The organism is Ruegeria sp. L11 (assembly GCF_056531755.1).
Genome location: NZ_JBQFMI010000001.1, coordinates 637,375 through 655,581, shown reverse-complemented (window position 1 = coordinate 655,581; position 18,207 = coordinate 637,375). Strand labels below are relative to the sequence as shown.

17 protein-coding genes are annotated in these 18,207 nt (G+C 55.9%); 9 read left to right on the top strand and 8 right to left on the bottom strand.

Annotation, left to right across the window (positions count from 1 at the left end; genetic code table 11):
- Positions 1–67: 67 nt before the first annotated feature.
- Positions 68–1,438, bottom strand: coding sequence for a class II 3-deoxy-7-phosphoheptulonate synthase (locus ACR0CE_RS03200; RefSeq protein ID WP_480485626.1), 1,371 nt, complete (start codon positions 1,436–1,438; stop codon positions 68–70).
- 169 nt (positions 1,439–1,607) lie between these two features.
- Here ACR0CE_RS03200 and ACR0CE_RS03195 point away from each other — a divergent pair, with 169 nt between their 5' ends.
- Positions 1,608–2,612: a GlxA family transcriptional regulator gene (locus ACR0CE_RS03195; protein WP_267365697.1), complete on the top strand. Its 1,005-nt coding sequence runs from the start codon at positions 1,608–1,610 to the stop codon at positions 2,610–2,612.
- A 2-nt stretch (positions 2,613–2,614) separates the two neighbouring features.
- Here the strand turns inward: ACR0CE_RS03195 and ACR0CE_RS03190 are convergent, their stop codons facing one another.
- A complete protein-coding gene (locus tag ACR0CE_RS03190; RefSeq protein WP_480830899.1) occupies positions 2,615–3,697 on the bottom strand; it encodes a PQQ-dependent sugar dehydrogenase in 1,083 nt (360 codons plus the stop codon).
- Between the two features lie 169 nt (positions 3,698–3,866).
- Here ACR0CE_RS03190 and ACR0CE_RS03185 point away from each other — a divergent pair, with 169 nt between their 5' ends.
- From ACR0CE_RS03185 to ACR0CE_RS03175, 3 genes are all read left to right on the top strand, one after another.
- Positions 3,867–5,048 (top strand): ABC transporter substrate-binding protein, encoded by a 1,182-nt coding sequence (locus ACR0CE_RS03185; protein WP_209503916.1) that lies wholly within the window; start codon positions 3,867–3,869, stop codon positions 5,046–5,048.
- 106 nt (positions 5,049–5,154) lie between these two features.
- Positions 5,155–5,943: an ABC transporter ATP-binding protein gene (locus ACR0CE_RS03180; protein WP_209596275.1), complete on the top strand. Its 789-nt coding sequence runs from the start codon at positions 5,155–5,157 to the stop codon at positions 5,941–5,943.
- 8 nt (positions 5,944–5,951) lie between these two features.
- A complete protein-coding gene (locus ACR0CE_RS03175; RefSeq protein WP_267366696.1) occupies positions 5,952–6,782 on the top strand; it encodes an ABC transporter ATP-binding protein in 831 nt (276 codons plus the stop codon).
- A gap of 138 nt (positions 6,783–6,920) precedes the next feature.
- Here ACR0CE_RS03175 and ACR0CE_RS03170 read toward each other — a convergent pair whose 3' ends face one another.
- On the bottom strand, positions 6,921–7,274 hold the full coding sequence (locus ACR0CE_RS03170) for a hypothetical protein (protein WP_480505160.1): 354 nt from the start codon (positions 7,272–7,274) through the stop codon (positions 6,921–6,923).
- Between the two features lie 507 nt (positions 7,275–7,781).
- Here ACR0CE_RS03170 and ACR0CE_RS03165 point away from each other — a divergent pair.
- From ACR0CE_RS03165 to ACR0CE_RS03150, 4 genes are all read left to right on the top strand, one after another.
- Positions 7,782–8,165, top strand: coding sequence for a hypothetical protein (locus ACR0CE_RS03165; RefSeq protein ID WP_480830898.1), 384 nt, complete (start codon positions 7,782–7,784; stop codon positions 8,163–8,165).
- Positions 8,166–8,380: 215 nt separating this feature from the next.
- Positions 8,381–9,391, top strand: a complete 1,011-nt coding sequence (locus tag ACR0CE_RS03160) for a branched-chain amino acid ABC transporter permease (protein ID WP_480772701.1) — start codon at positions 8,381–8,383, stop codon at positions 9,389–9,391.
- Positions 9,388–10,701, top strand: coding sequence for a branched-chain amino acid ABC transporter permease (locus ACR0CE_RS03155; protein ID WP_480830896.1), 1,314 nt, complete (start codon positions 9,388–9,390; stop codon positions 10,699–10,701). The genes ACR0CE_RS03160 and ACR0CE_RS03155 overlap by 4 nt, the downstream gene beginning before the upstream one ends.
- A 181-nt stretch (positions 10,702–10,882) precedes the next feature.
- Positions 10,883–11,137 carry a hypothetical protein gene (locus ACR0CE_RS03150; RefSeq protein ID WP_480545571.1) on the top strand — a complete coding sequence of 85 codons (255 nt, stop codon included), beginning with the start codon at positions 10,883–10,885 and terminating at the stop codon, positions 11,135–11,137.
- 33 nt (positions 11,138–11,170) lie between these two features.
- Here ACR0CE_RS03150 and ACR0CE_RS03145 read toward each other — a convergent pair whose 3' ends face one another.
- The gene (locus ACR0CE_RS03145; RefSeq protein WP_480831218.1) at positions 11,171–12,718 is read right to left on the bottom strand and encodes a helicase HerA-like domain-containing protein; all 1,548 of its coding nucleotides are present in this window, start codon (positions 12,716–12,718) and stop codon (positions 11,171–11,173) included.
- Between the two features lie 432 nt (positions 12,719–13,150).
- On the opposite strand from ACR0CE_RS03145, the gene ACR0CE_RS03140 reads away from it, so the two are divergent.
- Entirely contained in the window at positions 13,151–13,729 is a 579-nt protein-coding gene (locus tag ACR0CE_RS03140) for an invasion associated locus B family protein (protein WP_480772703.1), read from the top strand.
- Between the two features lie 48 nt (positions 13,730–13,777).
- Here the strand turns inward: ACR0CE_RS03140 and ACR0CE_RS03135 are convergent, their stop codons facing one another.
- The 4 genes from ACR0CE_RS03135 to ACR0CE_RS03120 are packed head-to-tail and all read right to left on the bottom strand — an operon-like array spanning position 13,778 to position 18,019.
- Positions 13,778–14,986: a beta-ketoacyl-[acyl-carrier-protein] synthase family protein gene (locus ACR0CE_RS03135; RefSeq protein WP_480830894.1), complete on the bottom strand. Its 1,209-nt coding sequence runs from the start codon at positions 14,984–14,986 to the stop codon at positions 13,778–13,780.
- 9 nt (positions 14,987–14,995) lie between these two features.
- Positions 14,996–15,253 (bottom strand): acyl carrier protein, encoded by a 258-nt coding sequence (locus tag ACR0CE_RS03130; RefSeq protein WP_171723262.1) that lies wholly within the window; start codon positions 15,251–15,253, stop codon positions 14,996–14,998.
- A gap of 32 nt (positions 15,254–15,285) precedes the next feature.
- The gene (locus ACR0CE_RS03125; protein ID WP_480830892.1) at positions 15,286–16,377 is read right to left on the bottom strand and encodes a UDP-3-O-(3-hydroxymyristoyl)glucosamine N-acyltransferase; all 1,092 of its coding nucleotides are present in this window, start codon (positions 16,375–16,377) and stop codon (positions 15,286–15,288) included.
- A 34-nt stretch (positions 16,378–16,411) separates the two neighbouring features.
- The gene (locus ACR0CE_RS03120; RefSeq protein WP_480830890.1) at positions 16,412–18,019 is read right to left on the bottom strand and encodes a L,D-transpeptidase family protein; all 1,608 of its coding nucleotides are present in this window, start codon (positions 18,017–18,019) and stop codon (positions 16,412–16,414) included.
- Positions 18,020–18,207 lie beyond the last annotated feature (188 nt).

The window sequence follows — 18,207 nt, the reverse complement described above, 5'->3', positions numbered from 1 at the left end:
GTTTGAACACCCGGAACAAAAAAATTAGCGGACCGTTGGCCCGCTGTTTTTCCTTCTTTTCGCACGCTTAACTTGCGGCGCGTTTTGATCCGTTACGGCGCAGGTTGGTCAGTTCTTCCGCCACAAGGAACGCCAGTTCCAGTGACTGAGACGCGTTCAGGCGTGGGTCGCAGGCGGTGTGGTAACGATCCGACAGATCCTCTTCGGTCACGGCCCGCACACCACCGGTGCATTCGGTAACGTCGAGACCGGTCATCTCGAAATGGACACCGCCAGGGATCGTGCCCTCGGATTGATGCACACCAAAGAAATCGCGCACCTCACGCAGGACAGAATCGAACGGGCGGGTTTTGTAGCCCGTGGCCGATTTGATCGTATTGCCGTGCATCGGGTCGCAGACCCAGGTGACCTTGGCGCCTTCTTCCTTCACGGCCTTGACCAGACGCGGAAGGTGTTCACCCGCCTTACCCGCACCAAAGCGCGCGATCAGGGTCAGGCGGCCCTCTTCATTTTCAGGGTTCAGCTTCGACATGAGAACCTTGAGGTCTTCTGCCGTCGTCGTCGGACCACATTTCAATCCGATCGGGTTCAGAACGCCACGACAAAACTCGACATGTGCGCCGTCAGGCTGGCGTGTACGGTCGCCAATCCAGATCATATGGCCAGACCCGGCCAGCCAGTTGCCCGAGGTCGAATCCAGACGGGTCAGCGCTTCTTCATATTCCAGCAACAGACCTTCGTGACTGGTGTAGAATTCAACGGTCGAGAATTCGTGCGTCGTGTCTGCCGTGATACCAGCCGCTTCCATGAAGTCGATGGTGTCCTGAATGCGGTCCGCAACTTCGGAATACTTCTGAACGTCCTGTTCGTCGGTAAAGCCCAGCGTCCACGAATGAACACGGCTCATGTCGGCGAAGCCACCGGTTGAGAAGGCACGCAGCAGGTTCAACGTGGCCGCCGCCTGCGTGTAGGCCTGCAACATCTTTCCGGGATTCGGAATCCGCGCTTCGGGCGTGAACGCCAGTTCGTTGATGATGTCACCCCGGTAGCTGGGCAGTTCTACACCATCCACAACCTCGGTCGGGGCGCTGCGCGGCTTTGCAAATTGACCGGCCATGCGACCGACCTTCACCACGGGCACCTTGGCACCATAGGTCAGAACCATCGCCATTTGCAGCATCACCTTGAAGGTGTCACGGATCGCATCGGCGCTGAATTGTTCAAAGCTTTCAGCACAGTCCCCGCCCTGAAGCAGGAAGGCCTCGCCGCGACCGGCGGCACCAAGATGTTGCTTGAGGCGCCGCGCTTCACCGGCAAAGACCAGCGGGGGATACTGCGAAAGCTGGGCCTCGACCTTGGCCAATGCGGCCGCGTCGGTATAGTCTGGCATCTGAACCCGGGGCTTGTTGCGCCAGTTCGACTTTTGCCATTCGGTCATAGCTTTGATCTCCGCTGAAGTGTTCAGGTCGCCTCTATACAAAAAGCAATGAAGAGTGACCATATCCCATTTGCGCCTCTTGACGCCGCAAACAAGCTTTGATCATGGTGACTGCCAAATACGTCGCCGGATACCAGGTTTTCCCGCGCAGAATTAAGGACATTTTGTCATGCAAGTGCAACGCCAAGCAGTCACGGTGGAAAATGCTGGGGCCACACCCCGCCATTTCGTTTTTGTCCTGCTGGACAAGTTTTCGCTGCTGTCTTTTGCGTCGGCGCTCGACAGCCTGCGCATCGCAAACCGCATGGCCGACAAACAACTTTATACATGGACGCTTTCAGGTGAAGGCGGAGATTCGATTTCATGCTCGGCCGGAACCGAATTCAAACTGGATCGTGACCTGGACGAACTGCAACGCGACGATGTCGTTCTGATTTGCGGGGGCGTTGACGTACAAGCCGCGACCACCAAACGCATTCTGAACTGGTTGCGGCGCGAGGCACGGCGCGGATTGCGGATCGGCGGCCTGTGCACGGCTGCTTATACCTTGGCCAAGGCCGGCCTGCTGGACAACAAGCGCGCCACGATACATTGGGAAAACTCAGACAGTTTCATCGAAGAATTCGATGAGGTCGAGTTGACGAAAGCTGTCTTTCAGATTGACGGCGGTCGTATGACGACGGCTGGAGGGACCTCGTCTATCGATCTGATGCTCAAGTTGATTGCAGACGATTTCGGCGAAGACCTGGCAAATGCGGTGGCGGATCAGATGATCTATTCGTCTATCCGGACAGATCAGGACACGCAGCGCCTATCTACACCGACACGGATTGGCGTGCGTCACCCCAAGCTGAGTCAGGTCATCCTGATGATGGAAAAGAACATAGAAGAGCCGATCTCTCCTTCGATTCTGGCCAAGGAAGTCGGTATGTCGACTCGCCAGCTTGAGCGTCTGTTCCGGCGCTATCTCAGCCGCTCGCCCAAGCGGTACTATATGGAACTTCGCTTGCACAAAGCGCGGAACCTGCTGATGCAAACAGATATGAGCGTCATCAACGTAGCCCTGGCATGCGGCTTTGCCTCGCCCAGCCATTTCTCGAAATGCTACCGCGCGCATTACAACACCACACCCTATCGCGAACGCGGAGCGCAAAGCGGGCGGCTATCGGTGTAAGGTCACTCCGCCGGAGATATTCTGTAAACTGCCCCCTTACCAACCGAAATAAACCAGATCGACCCGTCTGGCGCTTCGACGATATCGCGGACGCGCTCGGTTTCAGGGCTTCTGATCTGTTCGGCCTCATGCATTGGATCGCCCTGAAGTCGGGCGATATAGTCAAATTTCAAAGATCCTACGAAAACATCACCTGCCCATTGCGGCCAGAGCTTGCCGGAATAAACCAGCAGGCCGGACGGCGCGATGGAAGGATCCCAGTAGTGAGCTGGCTGTTCTAGCCCTTCTTTGGATGTACCTTCCCCGATTTTTTCACCCGAATAATGCGTACCATAGGAGATGAGAGGCCAGCCGTAATTGGCACCTGCGCGGGGTTGGTTGATTTCATCTCCACCCCGCGCCCCGTGTTCCGAGGTCCAAAGTCGGCCAAGCGCGTCCAAATCCGCGCCCTGCGGATTTCGATGACCGTATGACCATATTTCGGGTTCGATATTCGATTGCCCGACAAAGGGGTTATCTGCCGGAACCGTCCCATCGCGGTTGATACGGATGACCGAGCCCATGGGATTGGACCGATCCTGTGCATTCTCCGCCTGCCCACGGTCACCGAGGGTCACGAACAATGTCCCGTCCAGCGCTTCGACCACACGACTGCCAAAATGCCGACCACCCGTACCACCGGGCGATGCCTCGAAAATTACTCGGAAGTTCTGAAGGTTTTTGCCAGTCTCGGATAGGTGCGCAACCGCAACCGCAGTCCCTGCACCGTCGCCCTGAGGTTTTGCGAAGGTCAGAAAGATCTCTCGGCTTTGATTGAAATTGCGCGAAATCGTGACGTCCAGCAATCCGCCCTGCCCCAGAGCGGCAACCTTTGGAACGCCTGAAACATCCCCAACTTGTCCATTTCGCACATACAGCAACCTTCCATCCCGTTCCGTGACGAGGAAGCTTTCATCGGGCAAAATGCCAACCGCCCATGGGGTCTCTAGCCCGCCGATCATTTCTTCCAGTTCGATCATCCCGGTGGAAACCGACAACGTCTGGGCTGCGGCATTCAAGGCGCAGAGTGAGAAAGACAGAATCATCGCCGTTCTGAGCATTCTGGTCCCTTTCGGTGACAATCAGGGGTGAGTCCCAACAAAACAGATAGATTTTCAACCGAAAAAGACACGTTTGCGTTAGGACTTTTCTTTTCCGAACAGCTTGCCTAGGGTCGTCGCCAGAACGAATACGTTCACAACTGGGAGTAACCATATGAAAAAGCTGCTTACTGCAACTGCAGCAACTGCATTGCTGGCCGGCGCAGCCATGGCCGAAGATGTCAAACTGGGGATTTTGATCGGCTTTACCGGCCCCATTGAATCGCTGGCCCCTGCCATGGGGTCGGGTGCTGAGCTGGCAATCGCCGAAGTCAACGAATCCGGCAAGTTCATGAACGGTGCCAGCGTGGCTGGTGTACGTGCCGATACCGGCTGTATCGACAATGGTCTGTCCACCTCGAACGGCGAGCGTATGATCGCCGACGGCGTTGCAGGCATCATTGGCGGCGACTGTTCGGGTGTAACCGGCGCGATCCTGCAGAACGTTGCCATTCCAAACGGCATGGTCATGATCTCGCCTTCGGCGACCTCGCCCGGCCTGTCGACCATGGAGGACAACGGCCTGTTCTTCCGCACCGCGCCGTCGGATGCGCGCGAAGGTCAGGTTATGGCTGATATCCTCAAGGATCGCGGCATCAACTCGATCGCGCTGACCTATACCAACAATGACTATGGCAAAGGTCTGGCCGATGCGATCCAGACGTCCTTCGAAGCGGTTGGCGGAGAAGTGACCATCGTTACGGCGCATGAAGATGGCAAGGCCGACTATTCGGCTGAAGTTGGCGCGCTGGCTTCGGCCGGTGGAGACATTCTGGTTGTCGCGGGTTATCTGGACCAGGGTGGTCTGGGCATCATCCAGTCGTCGCTGGACAGCGGTGCGTTTGACACCTTTGGTCTGCCCGGTGGCATGATCGGTGACTCGCTGCCCGCAAATGTCGGCCCCGACCTGAACGGCTCGTTCGGTCAGATTGCCGGGTCGGGTGGTGAAGGTGCAGAAAAGTACTTTGCACTGGCCGAAGCAGCCGGATTTGACGGTTCGTCGCCCTATTCGCCCGAATCCTATGACGCGGCAGCGCTGTTCATGTTCGCCATGCAAGCCGCCGGTTCGACCAACCCGGCAGATTACGCGGGCAAAGTTATGGACGTCGCTAATGCACCGGGTGAAAAGATCTATCCGGGTGAACTGGCCAAAGGTCTGGAACTGCTGGCCGCCGGTCAGGACATCGACTATGTCGGCGCGTCCGGTGTCGAGTTGATCGGCCCCGGCGAAAGCGCAGGGTCGTACCGCGAGATCGAAGTGACCGACGGCGAAAACAAGACCGTCAACTTCCGTTGATCCCGCATATCAAGCTATAAAATCAGACAGCCCGGGCCTTGTGTCCGGGCTGTTTCAATGACAAAAGGCTGCACCTCGTTTCACGGGGACAAGGCAAGGGGATACCATGATCGTCGTCGAGGACGTGCATAAGCATTTCGGCGGGTTTCACGCGGTGGACGGGGCGTCGCTGGAAATCCAAAAAGGGTCGATCACCGGCCTGATCGGGCCCAACGGGGCCGGAAAAACCACTCTGTTCAACGTGATCGCCGGTGTTTTGCCTCCGACCAGCGGAAAGGTGGTTATGGATGGTGAAGATATCACTGGCCTGCCTCCGCATGAGCTGTTTCACAAAGGTTTGCTGCGCACGTTCCAGATCGCGCATGAATTCTCGTCGATGACCTGCCGCGAAAACCTGATGATGGTGCCCGGTGCGCAATCGGGTGAGGCGCTGTGGAATACCTGGTTCGGACGCAAGCGCATCGCTGATGAAGAGCGCGCGTTGAAAGCCAAGGCAGACGAGGTGCTGGAGTTTTTGACCATCGAACATCTGGCCGATCACAAGGCCGGTCAGGTTTCGGGCGGTCAAAAGAAACTGCTGGAACTTGGTCGTACCATGATGGTGGACGCCAAGATCGTATTTCTGGACGAGGTCGGAGCAGGCGTGAACCGCACCCTGCTGATGACCATCGCTGATACGATCCTGCGCCTGAACAAAGAGCGTGGTTATACGTTTGTTGTCATCGAGCACGACATGGATTTCATCGGCAAGATCTGCGACCCGGTCATCTGCATGGCCGAGGGTAAGGTTTTGGCCGAGGGTACTCTGGATGAGATCAAGGCAAACGAGCACGTGATCGAAGCCTATCTTGGCACCGGCCTCAAAAACAAAGACAAGCTGGAGGCCCAGACATGACCGCTGGCATGAGCGACAACCCCTATCAGGACGACAAGGGCAACAAGGACGCATCGATTACCAACACGCAAGGTATCGGAACAATGACGCCTGCCCATCGTAAAAGCGGGACGACTCATCGCGTTGAAGGCGGCCCGTTTCTGATCGGCGACACCATGACCGGCGGTTATGGCAAAGGCCCGGATATCCTGCATGACTGCACCATTGCCGTGGACAAGGGTGAGATCGCCGTTATCGTCGGCCCCAACGGTGCGGGCAAGTCAACGGCGATGAAGGCCGTGTTTGGGATGCTGGATGTGCGCGCCGGCTCTGTACGTCTAGACGGCGAGGATATCACCAGCCTCACCCCACAAGATCGCGTGATCCGCGGTATGGGCTTTGTTCCTCAGACATCGAACATTTTCACCTCGATGACTGTCGAGGAAAATCTGGAAATGGGTGCCTTTATCCGTCACGACGATTTCTCGGACACGATGGAGCAGGTCTATGATCTGTTCCCAATTCTGCGTGACAAACGCAACCAACCTGCCGGCGAACTGTCTGGCGGTCAGCGCCAACAGGTTGCCGTGGGTCGCGCGCTGATGACGCAACCCAAGGTCCTGATGCTGGACGAGCCCACCGCAGGTGTCTCACCCATCGTGATGGATGAGCTTTTTGACCGCATCATCGAGGTCGCACGCACCGGCCTGCCGATCCTGATGGTTGAACAAAACGCCCGCCAGGCACTGGAGATTGCCGATAAGGGATATGTGCTGGTTCAGGGGCGAAACGCCTATACCGGTACGGGCAAGGAATTGCTGGCTGATCCGGAAGTGAGAAAGAGTTTCTTGGGCGGTTGAGGATGAGACGGCGCACAAACTCCCATTTGGTGCGCACCGTCCTCCTCATTCTAGCAGTGGGTTCGCAGAAACACGTTGCTTCAAGGAAAACAGTGTAGAAAATCACTGCATAACTAAGTGCAACCGCCTTCCTAATTCTCACCCCGCCGGATTGCTACAATATCCGGAGTCATTCGCGGCATGTGGACCTTTGACCGACATGTCATAGTGCAGGTTATCGAAATCCACCACAAAGGTCACCACGTCCTGATCCATGATATGCAGGAAGGTGAGCGAGTTCAGACCGGGAATAATCTTCGCCTCGCCCTTGATGTTTTCGGCCACGATGAACCCCTTGTCCGTCTCACCCGACCGCGCCAGAGTCACCGATCCCCCGTTTTTGTCGGAGAGGCAATTGACGACAAAATCCGCGCCATTCAGCGGGTCGTCGATTGCAGCTTGTACGAATGTGGGCATCAACAGGCCAGCCGTGATCAGCGCGGTAAATCTCATGAGTTTCTTCCTTCTGTTACTTATGCCTGCCTTCGCGCGCTATTACGCTCGCGAGATCAGCCTTATATTTCGGTCCTGGCTGCGCTCGACAATCACATCTTCCGCAGCTCAACGAAGTGAATTTAGGAAAAACCCTTTCGTATCATAGACCTGAACCAGCTATTTCACCGGAACTTGAGGCCTGGTGAGGTGGTGTGCGCTCAGCTTGAGACAAGAACAATCTGGGGCCCTAGATTGGCAGACAGAACGGCCCGGCGCGGGTCACTTTGAACCTGAATCGCTCAACCCATGTCTGATTGTGTTTTCAATATGTCAGGATAATGGTGCGTTAAATTTGAGGACGTTAAACATGACTATTATTTATTTGTTTTAATGGCTCTTTCACGAGACCAAATCGGTTATTTTCACGCGTTATTCAAAGGGCAAAAAACACGCTTAAGTTCAATTTGTGACATAATGGAGCTTTAGGCGGGCCATCCACGCCGGTCGGGCCATATTACTGAACCAATGGCTCGACAGTTCGAAGGCGAATGCAAAATCGAAGACAAGGACCCGCAGACTATGAAACTCTGGATCGCTTTGCCGCTTGCCCTATTTTCGGCCACTCAGGCAGTAGCCGAAGAACGCCACCTATTGTGCACCTCCGACCGCGACGGCAGCGAAATCCGCCTTAGCCGTGCCGCGGACGGTGACAAAGGTAACATTGAAACCCCAATAGCCGCAGGCGATGCTGTGATCCTCAAAGGCGTGGGAAGCATGACGTTCATGTATATCGAAGGTCAGAACGTGATGACGCTGGTGGTTCAACTTGACGACATGTCCTATGATCTGTCTGTCAAAGGTCCCCATGCCGACGAGGATTTCGGCAAATGCCAAGAAGTTCAGGCGTGACTTTGCATCCAAGCAATACTGCCGGGTGGCCACGCTGACCTCAAAAGTCGCGCGGCTTCACCTGCGCGTTTGGTTCTCGGAAACTCACAAGCCTTGCTGGTTCCGCGTTACCCTGGCAAAAAACGTTCGCCCAATTCGTTGAAAACCATAGCCGTGTGTTGAATTACCAATGGTACACATGCCATAAAGCCGCACCCGGACAGTGAGAAGAATTCATGGATTTACTGAACGCGTTGGTCACACTGGCCAACTTTGTCATCGTGCCTGCGATTGCCTATGGCAGCCAGCTGGCATTGGGAGCGCTTGGCGTGACCCTGATCTACGGCATCCTGCGGTTTTCGAACTTTGCACATGGTGACACCATGGCCTTTGGGGCGATGATCGCTGTGCTTGTCACTTGGGGCTTACAGGCCGCTGGTGTCAGCTTTGGGCCGTTGCCGACTGCCCTGCTCGCCCTGCCCTTTGCCATCCTTGGCTGCATCCTGCTGGTGTTGGTCACGGACAGGCTGGTCTACCGCTTTTACCGCGAACAAAAGGCCAAGCCGGTTATCCTTGTGATCGTATCAATGGGTGTAATGTTCATCATGAACGGTTTGGTGCGCTTTATCATCGGGCCGGATGACCAAAAGTTTTCGGACGGTGCAAGATTCCTGATATCCGCGCGGGACTTCAAATCCATGACGGGCCTACAAGAGGGTCTGGCTATCAAGACCTCGCAAGGGATCACACTGATAGTGGCCGTTATTGCCGTGGTCTTGTTGTTCTGGTTCCTCAATAAAACACGAACCGGGAAATCGATGCGCGCCTATTCCGACAACGAGGATCTGGCGCTTTTGTCCGGCATCAACCCTGAACGTGTTGTGATGATCACCTGGATCATCGTGGCCGCCTTGGCGACCACAGCGGGTGTTCTTTACGGGTTGGACAAGAGCTTTAAACCCTTCGTCTATTTCCAGCTTCTGCTGCCGATATTCGCTTCGGCCATCGTGGGTGGCCTTGGTAACCCACTGGGCGCAATTGCCGGCGGGTTCATCATCGCGTTTTCCGAGGTGACGATCACCTATGCCTGGAAAAAAGTACTGACCTATGTGGCCCCCGAAAACCTGGAGCCGTCCGGATTGGTCCAGCTCCTGTCCACCGATTACAAATTCGCTGTCAGCTTTGTCATCCTGCTGATCGTGCTTCTGTTTAAGCCCACGGGCCTGTTCAAGGGAAAAGCAGTATGACCGAATCTGTCAAAAACACTCTGCTTTTCATAGCTATTGGCAGTCTCATTCTGCTGACCGGTTTCACGCAAAGCTGGAACACTGCCGTTCTGATCCTGAACATGGGGCTGATCTCGGCCATCATGGCGATCGGTGTGAACCTGCAATGGGGCTTTGCGGGCCTGTTTAACGTAGGGGTCATGGGCTTCGTCGCGCTGGGCGGTCTGGCGGTTGTGCTGGTATCAACAGCGCCTACCCCGGGCGCCTGGGGCGCAGGCGGTTATGGTATCGTTCTGTCCTTGCTTCTGGGGGCTGCCACCGTTGTTGCAGCCGTACTGGTGGCAACAAGAATGCCCAAAGGCCGGGTGCAGACTCTGACAATAATCACTGTCCTTATCGTCGGCTTCTTCCTCTACCGGGCCGTGTTCGACCCCAATGTTGCCGCGGTCGAGGCCATTGACCCGGCGATTGCCGGTAACATCGGTGGACTGAACCTGCCCGTTCTGCTGGCCTGGCCTGCCGGAGGTCTGCTGGCTGCCGGGGCGGCGTGGCTGATTGGCAAAACCGCGCTAGGGCTGCGGTCAGATTATCTGGCAATTGCCACGCTGGGTATCGCCGAGATTATCATCGCCGTCATGAAGAACGAGGATTGGCTGGCCCGCGGCGTGAAGAATGTCTATGGCATTCCGCGCCCCTCACCGGTTGTCGGGTACGAAGTTGAATTGCAGCAAGATCCGGCTTTTCTGGCCCGCGCCGAATGGCTGGGGCTGGATCCGGTCACTGCATCCACCCTCTCGGTGAAACTTGGGTATTCGCTGCTGTTCATGCTGGTTCTTCTGGCGTTACTCTGGATGGCGCAGATGGCGCTGAAAAGCCCGTGGGGTCGCATGATGCGCGCAATCCGCGACAATGAAGTCGCGGCCGAAGCCATGGGCAAGGACGTCACCCGTCGCCACTTGCAGATTTTCGTATTGGGGTCGGCCATTTGCGGCATCGCAGGCGCTATGATGACCACTCTGGACGGGCAGCTGACGCCAGGCACCTACAATCCGCTGCGCTTTACCTTTCTGGTTTGGGTCATGGTGATTGTTGGCGGTTCCGGCAACAACTTCGGAGCCGTACTTGGCGCGTTCCTGATCTGGTTCTTATGGGTCCAGGTCGAGCCGATTGGTTTGTGGTTGATGAGTGTGATCACCGCTGGCTTACCGGATGGCAGCGCGCTGAAGTCACATCTTATTGATAGTGCCGCACATATGCGCCTGTTCACGATGGGCCTGATCCTGTTGATTGTTCTCAGATTCAGCCCAAGGGGTCTGATCCCCGAGAAATAGGTCAACGCCACGTTCCAATACGCAAAACCGCGCCACTAATCTGGCGCGGTTTCTTGATTCTTAAGGTTTTTCTGAATAAACGAACCCACCACAGTGTTTTTGATTTGCAGCAGGTCCCTGGCACTCACACCCGCCTATACCGTTTTAATCAATCAACATGACGAGTAGACAAGAGTAGAAAATGAAAGCACCACATCTGAAATCACTCATTCTGTTTTCGGCTATTGCCGTTGCAGTATCCGCCTGCGTCCCCAGTCCCGAAGATCTTGAGACGACGCCGGTCAAAGTACAGACACCAAAAGGTGTCGTGACCTGTCAGCTATATCGTCAGGATCGCGTGACCTGGGACCGTGCAATCGACTTCCCGGCCACGAAGATGTCGGTTCCCGAGGCTGACGCCTATTGTCGTCAGGAAGGCCAACGCCGACTGAAGTAAACGCGACAGCGCCCTCAAAGGGCGCTGCGTTACTTACCTGTTGCGAAACAAACCGCCAAGGATACCGCGCACAATCCGGCGCCCGGTTGTACCTTTAAGCTCTTTGATCACCGCTTCGGTCATTGCCGTGGCGAAGGTGTCCTGCTTGCGCTCAACCCGGGATGAGGACCGACCGACCCGGCTGCCGGAGTATCTGCGGGCGGAAGAGTATTCGCGTTCGATCGGCGATTGCGCTTCAAGAACTTCGTCGGATTCCGCCCGTTCCGCTGCACTGGCCGCAGCTTGGGCTCGCGCCTGAAGAATCTCGAAGGCAGATTTTCGATCTACGCTCTTATCGTATTTCCCTGCCATCGCCGAGGCGGCAAGGATATCCCGGCGTTCGGCATCTGAAATTGGCCCCAGCTGAGATCCCGGTGGACGAATAAGCGTACGCTCGACCACGCCCGGAACGCCTTTCTTTTGCAGCATTGAGGTGACAGCTTCGCCAACGCCGACTTCGCGAATTGCCGTTTCCGTGTCGAAAGTCGGGTTTTCGCGATAGGTTTCAGCGGCCAGCCTCAGGTTCTTTCGGTCCCGCGCCGTGAATGCCCTTAGTGCGTGCTGTATACGGTTGCCCAGCTGTCCAAGAATATCTTCCGGGATGTCAGCAGGGCTCTGAGTGATAAAATATACCCCCACACCCTTTGAACGGATCAGGCGGGCGACCTGTTCAACCTTGTCCACCAGAACCTTAGGCGCATCGTCAAACAGCAGATGGGCCTCGTCAAAAAAGAACACCAGCTTTGGTTTTTCTGGGTCCCCAACCTCTGGCAACTCTTCGAACAGTTCGCTCAGCAGCCATAACAGGAACGTTGCATAAAGCCGTGGGGCAGCCATCAGCTGATCGGACGCCAGTATGTTCACCATCCCCTGCCCGTTTTCGTCAGTTCGCATCAGATCGGCCAGATCCAGTGCAGGCTCGCCAAACAGCTTTGTACCACCCTGATTCTCGAGAACCAGCAGACGTCGCTGAATCGCCCCAATCGAGGACGTGGATACGTTGCCGTATCGCAATGACAGTTGCGCCCGATTCTCTCCGATCCAGACCAGCAGCGCCTGTAAGTCCTTGAGGTCCAGCAGCGGCATCCCTTCTTCGTCGGCCACGCGGAACGCGATATTCAGGATACCTTCCTGCGCCTCGCTCAACTCCAATAACCGCGACAGCAAAAGCGGACCCATTTCCGTCACTGTCGTACGCACCGGATGGCCCTGTTCACCGAACAGATCCCAGAATGTCACCGGGCAGGCAGAATAGGCAAAATCCTCGAACCCGATCCGACTGGCCCGGTCCTGAAAGGCCTGATTCAGTTTGTGGGTCTCGCTTCCGGGAAGGGCCAGCCCAGACAGGTCCCCTTTCACATCCGAGAGGAATACCGGGACACCCGCCTGAGAAAAACCTTCTGCAAGAATCTGCAATGTCACGGTCTTGCCGGTACCAGTTGCCCCGGCAATCAATCCATGGCGGTTCGCATATTTCAACGTAAGTTCCTGCGGCTGAGCATAGTTTACACCGCCACCGCCCAAAAAGATATTCGTGCCCATTAACATTGCCTTATTGTTCACCGATCCGCCGCCAGCATACAAAGTTAACCTTTGACTGCGATAGTCTATTTGCCTTGCGTTGCGGGGCAAACTTCCTCCCTGTCGACTGGCCGTGCCTGCTGGCACGGCCCTTTTGGTTCGGCCCCTAGATTATTATTCTGGCGCATAGATTAAAAATTGAGGATAGCTGTTGACCCGTGTGCGCCCCTTCCGTAGGGTTTGCGCATAAATAAGTCGGCCAGTCCGACGGGGAGAAACTTATGGGGAAGGGAGCTGGTCGAACAGCTCCCTTTTTCTAATCTCCGAAGGTGCGGCTTCATCCCTCAGGCAAGAATCCGTTCACGTTCACAAAGGCTGCTCTGTTAGTGCCTGACACTGGTTCAGAAGAGTGTTAAACGAAGCAAAAAGATCAATCATCAACCCGAGGCATTCATGTTCAAGAAAATCCTCTCGTTCAACACGATCGCCGCTGTTCTGCTATCCGGCGCAGCGTATGCACAAGACACACCCACAACAGCGCCAGACGCCGGTCTGGACCTTGGTCAGGAAGGCCCCCGGGTCGGAGAACAGTTCGTAAAGGAAGAATTCGGCGATTGGGACGTATCCTGTATCAAGGCACAGGAAGGCGAGGATCCTTGCGCCATCGTTCAGGTTCTGGAGGGTAAAAATGGTGATCCGATCGCAGAAGTTTCCATCGGGAAACTGCCAGAAGGTGGTGCCGCCGTTGCTTGGGCAAATGTGATCGTACCCCTCGAAACTCTGCTGCAAGCGCAACTGGCCCTGTCAATCGATGGCGCGCCGCGTAAATTGTACAACTACCACCAATGCGTTCCCGTGGGCTGCATCGCGCAACTAGGTCTTAGCCAAGGGGATATCGACGCGATGAAAGCTGGTACCAAAGCGACGTTTTCACTGGTTCCCGCCCGTTTCCCGGATCAGGTTCTTGAAATGGACATGTCGCTCTCCGGCTTCACATCGGGCTTTGACGCTCTGAACGTCAACACAAACTAAGAAAAAACATCCGTGGAAGCCGCCGTTTTATCAACGGCGGCTTTTTCACTAAACCCGCTTCAGGGCCAGTACGGCATTCAACCCACCGAAGGCGAATGCGTTGCTAAGCGCGACGTCGACCTTTGCTTCGCGTGCTTCGTTCGGTACCACGTCCAACGCGCATTCCGGGTCCGGTTCCTCATATCCAATCGTCGGTGCAATGACACCGTCCCGCAGTGCCATGATGCAGGCCAGCAGCTCAACAGCTCCGGTCCCGCCTATCATGTGGCCGTGCATGGACTTCGTGGACGATATCATCAGATCGTCTGCGTGCGGCCCAAACACGTCGGCCACGGCTGCGCATTCGGTCTTGTCATTTGCAGCTGTTCCGGTGCCATGCGCGTTGATATAACCCACATCTTTTGCGTTCAGCTTCGCATCGGCCAAGGCACCGGCCATGGCACGCGCGGCCCCTTGTTTGCTGGGCATCACAATGTCCGAGGCATCCGATGACATGGCAAAGCCGACAACTTCGCACAGTATTTCGGCCCCTCGGGCGCGGGCGTGTTCGTATTCCTCAAAGACAAAGACGCCAGCCCCTTCGCCCTGCACCATTCCGTTGCGGTTGGCACTGAACGGGCGGCACGCGTCTTTCGACATCACGCGCAGACCTTCCCAGGCTTTTACACCGCCGAAACACAACATCGATTCGGACCCGCCCGTAACCATGACCGGAGCCGCGCCGCTGCGCACCATCTGAAAGGCCTGAGCCATCGCATGGTTTGATGACGCACATGCTGTCGACACGGTGAAACTGGGGCCCTTCAGGTTATGTTCCATTGAAACATGACTGGCGGCTGCATTGTTCATGAGCTTTGGAACGACAAAGGGGTGTACCCTGTTCTTCCCATCCTCATAAACAGAACGGTAATTGTCATCCCAAGTCGAAACACCACCACCCGCGGTTCCCAGAACAACACCTGATCTTGCTGCCAACTCGCCGTGAAACTCGATGCCCGACTGCTCAATCGCCTCTTTGGCCGCCGTCAGGGTGAATTGCGTGAAGCGGTCGTACAGCGACATCTGCTGTCGGTTGAACCGCCCTTCCGCCTCGAAACCCCGGACCTGTCCGCCGATCTTGATGGCCAACCGATCAACATCCCGGAATTCAAGTTCCGAAATACCACAACGACCTTCGCGCATTGCTTCCAGCGTGTCAGGGACCGAATGGCCCAGCGAATTGATCGTACCTGCTCCGGTAATGACAACGCGTTTCATGAGCGTGTGTCAGACCTTTTCCGACACAAGCTTTTCGATCCCAGAGATGATCGCGGCCACATTGGAGATATCGAAGTCATTGGCCTCGGGCTCGTTGGCATTGAAAGGAATCGAAATGTCGAACTCTTCCTCGATGGCAAATATGCTTTCGACCAGCCCGAGGCTGTCGATACCCAGATCTTCCAGCGTGCTTTCGGGCGTTACATCCGATGGCTCCAGAACGGCCTGCTCTGCAATGATCGCGATGACGCGGTCGCTGATGCTCATGTCGATCCCCTGATTATCAGTTTGAGGTTGATTTAATCGCTCGGGGTCTGTTTGAAAACAGCCTTTTTCAATGCCTCGACGTCGCGTGCCATACGGGGCAAACGCCGTTGTGCCTTGTAGATGTCCGTATGCGTTTCCATTTTGACTCCGGGATACCCCATGATCACGCGACCAGCGGGTACGTTGGACAGTATCTTAGTGCCGCCACCGGCAATAACCCCATCCCCGATGAAAATGTTGTCGACAACGCCGGTCTGACCGCCCAGAACCACGTTGTTTCCGATCTCAACCGAACCCGACACACCAGTCTGACCGCACAACAGGCAGTCCTGACCGACTCGGGTGTTGTGCCCGACATGGACCAGGTTATCCAACTTCGAACCGTGGCCAATATACGTATTTCGGATCGTGCCATTGTCGATTGTGCAATTCGCGCCAATTTCGACATCGTCACCGATTTCCACAGCACCCAGCGAGTGAATGCGCAGCCAGCTCTGAGCTTTGGCCTCACCCTGATCGCCCATTGTCTTGCGTACATTTTCGACGCCCGAGACTTCGGGGGTAACAAAACTGAACCCGTCCCCTCCGATCCGGGCACCGGGTTGCGCAATAAAACGATCTCCGATCTGCGCCCGTGCGCCAATGCTGACCATTTCGCGCAACACCGCCTGGTCGCCCAATATGGCATCCATTCCCACCGCGCAATGTGCCCCTATGACAGAGCCTGCGCCGATCCGGGCGCGCGCGCCCACAACAACCAACGGACCAATCGCCACATCCAGACCAATTTCAGCGGTCGGGTCTATCACGGCCGAGGGGTGAATCCCCGGCTCGACCCCTTGCCCCCGGTCCAGCATGGAAGTGATGCCAGCCATCGCCATACGGGGACGTTTTACAAAAATCGCCGCACGCAATCCCATCGACTGCCAGTCGGCCCCTTCCCATAGGACGGCCGCACGAGCGGCTCCGTTGGTAAGCGCCTCGGCGTACTTCGGAGACATAGCCATCGCCAGATCTGTCGGGCCTGCATCGCCCGGTTCGGCGGCGCGCACAATCGTCAGGCCGCCATCGCCCTGACATTCGGCACCCAGAGACTCGGCAATCTGTTGTACGGTAAACTGCATGGCGGGCTTCCTTTTGGCAGGATTTGCCCTGTGCTTACCCCTGAACGTCCGGCAGGGCCACCCCTGCCTTTTGTAGGGCATCCCAAATCTTGCCGTCCCGCCCATAGACATCGCGACGATACTGCACTTCGCCTTTGGGCCCGATATAGGCCGTGCGGTAAATCAGATGCACCGGAACTTTCTGTTCCAAATTGACTTTGGTCTCTTTTCCGGTGTTCAGAACGCGATGGAAGAATGCCTTTGGATCTTCCTCTTGTTTGGCCAGCAAGGCGTAAGCAAATTCAAATGGCTGGGCCAAGCGGATACACCCATGTGAAAAGGCCCGAACTTCGCGCGAGAACAGGTTTTTCTGTGGAGTATCATGCAGATAGATGTTGTGCTTATTGGGGAACATGAACTTCACCAGACCCAGCGCATTGCTTTGGCTGGGCGGTTGACGCATTGCGAAGGGAAAATTGCTGGTCGTAAACTGGGTAAAGTCCACCGCACCCCGATCGACCTGCCTGCCGCTTCTGTCAGTTATCAGAATATGTCCCACGGAATTCGGGTTTGATTGCAGTTTCGGAAGGTATTCCTTGGTCACGATCGAGCGGGGAACATGCCAGCTTGGGTTGATCACCATATGCTCCATCTCATCCGAAAATTCCGGACTTCTTCGATCATGCACATTTTTACCGATGACTGCGCGGGTTTCAAAAGTGACTTGCCCTTCGTCCACGATCTTGGCCGTGAAGTCGGCTTGGTTCACAAGGATATGACGCGTGCCGCGTTCCCGAGGCAGCCAGCGTTCGCGTTCCAACGCAACGTAAACGGCTTTCAACCGGTCTGTGGCTGGACGGTTAATTTCGGCAATCGTCCCCTTGCCCGCCACACCATCGGTTTCAAGCCCATGCGCGGATTGAAAGGCACGAACGCCTTCAAGCAACGCGCTGTCGAAAGACGGGCTGGCGGACGGTTTCATGTAACCCATCACCACCAGACGGTCGCGCAGCTTGACAACATTCGGTCCCGTGTCGCCGTATTCCAGTTTGCTTTCGGGAACTGTTGGCCCCCATCCCCCTTGAAATACCAGCTTTTCCAAGGACAACTTCTGCTTCATCAATTCGCGGTATTGATGTGATTGCGGCGCCAAGACTGTAAAGTAGGCCGCGCCCAGAGTGCTTATTCCCAGCAAATGCTCAACAGTGCTGCGTCGTTCTACGGACCGAACCAGCCCATCATCCACACTGCCGGGCCGGATTGCGCCCGCATAAAGCGCGTCGGCATATTCGACAAAGATACGGCTAAGTTCTGCTTCAACCGCACCGAGATCGCGCACCGAACGGGCCTTTTCCATCTTCTCCATCACGGCGGCAACAGTCGGCTCGGCCTGTGGAAGGCCGTGCAGATGCGCATTCGTAAGCGCATTGATCAGCGCCGCCCGGCGTTGAGTGTGTTCAGGCGTATCGCCGACCCAAAGCGGCAAAAACCCGTTTGCCCGGTAGAACTCAACCAGTTGCGGCGCCTGCTGAGTATGTTCAGCCATCGCCATCTGAAACGCAGTTCCTAGCGTAGCTTCAGACGACACATTGGCGACGGATGCGGTAGCCACGAAACACGCGGCAAACAGGATGCTGGTACTGGTGCGGAGAACAGAAAACATAGGATGGCCTTGGAATTCAATAGTTTGAACTGGTGATTTATACGTCGATCAACTATGCAGTCGTGCCAGAACGCTTGTCCACTCACGATATCCTTACCAAATCGCTTCTTCGTGGGCCTGATGCGCGTTTGCATCGGCTGCGCGGCCCAAAGCCCACAACTGCGAAATATTTGTGATGCTCTGTGGCA

Bases quoted from the DNA above. Each gene is read 5' to 3' on its own strand.
- ACR0CE_RS03155 (WP_480830896.1), top strand. From the start codon at position 9,388: ATGACCGAATCTGTCAAAAACACTCTGCTTTTCATAGCTATTGGCAGT.
- ACR0CE_RS03125 (WP_480830892.1), bottom strand. From the start codon at position 16,377: ATGCAGTTTACCGTACAACAGATTGCCGAGTCTCTGGGTGCCGAATGT.
- ACR0CE_RS03160 (WP_480772701.1), top strand. From the start codon at position 8,381: ATGGATTTACTGAACGCGTTGGTCACACTGGCCAACTTTGTCATCGTG.
- ACR0CE_RS03200 (WP_480485626.1), bottom strand. From the start codon at position 1,438: ATGACCGAATGGCAAAAGTCGAACTGGCGCAACAAGCCCCGGGTTCAG.
- ACR0CE_RS03145 (WP_480831218.1), bottom strand. From the start codon at position 12,718: ATGGGCACGAATATCTTTTTGGGCGGTGGCGGTGTAAACTATGCTCAG.
- ACR0CE_RS03165 (WP_480830898.1), top strand. From the start codon at position 7,782: ATGGCTCGACAGTTCGAAGGCGAATGCAAAATCGAAGACAAGGACCCG.
- ACR0CE_RS03170 (WP_480505160.1), bottom strand. From the start codon at position 7,274: ATGAGATTTACCGCGCTGATCACGGCTGGCCTGTTGATGCCCACATTC.
- ACR0CE_RS03180 (WP_209596275.1), top strand. From the start codon at position 5,155: ATGATCGTCGTCGAGGACGTGCATAAGCATTTCGGCGGGTTTCACGCG.
- ACR0CE_RS03190 (WP_480830899.1), bottom strand. From the start codon at position 3,697: ATGATTCTGTCTTTCTCACTCTGCGCCTTGAATGCCGCAGCCCAGACG.
- ACR0CE_RS03120 (WP_480830890.1), bottom strand. From the start codon at position 18,019: ATGTTTTCTGTTCTCCGCACCAGTACCAGCATCCTGTTTGCCGCGTGT.
- ACR0CE_RS03185 (WP_209503916.1), top strand. From the start codon at position 3,867: ATGAAAAAGCTGCTTACTGCAACTGCAGCAACTGCATTGCTGGCCGGC.
- ACR0CE_RS03130 (WP_171723262.1), bottom strand. From the start codon at position 15,253: ATGAGCATCAGCGACCGCGTCATCGCGATCATTGCAGAGCAGGCCGTT.
- ACR0CE_RS03140 (WP_480772703.1), top strand. From the start codon at position 13,151: ATGTTCAAGAAAATCCTCTCGTTCAACACGATCGCCGCTGTTCTGCTA.
- ACR0CE_RS03175 (WP_267366696.1), top strand. From the start codon at position 5,952: ATGAGCGACAACCCCTATCAGGACGACAAGGGCAACAAGGACGCATCG.
- ACR0CE_RS03150 (WP_480545571.1), top strand. From the start codon at position 10,883: ATGAAAGCACCACATCTGAAATCACTCATTCTGTTTTCGGCTATTGCC.
- ACR0CE_RS03195 (WP_267365697.1), top strand. From the start codon at position 1,608: ATGCAAGTGCAACGCCAAGCAGTCACGGTGGAAAATGCTGGGGCCACA.
- ACR0CE_RS03135 (WP_480830894.1), bottom strand. From the start codon at position 14,986: ATGAAACGCGTTGTCATTACCGGAGCAGGTACGATCAATTCGCTGGGC.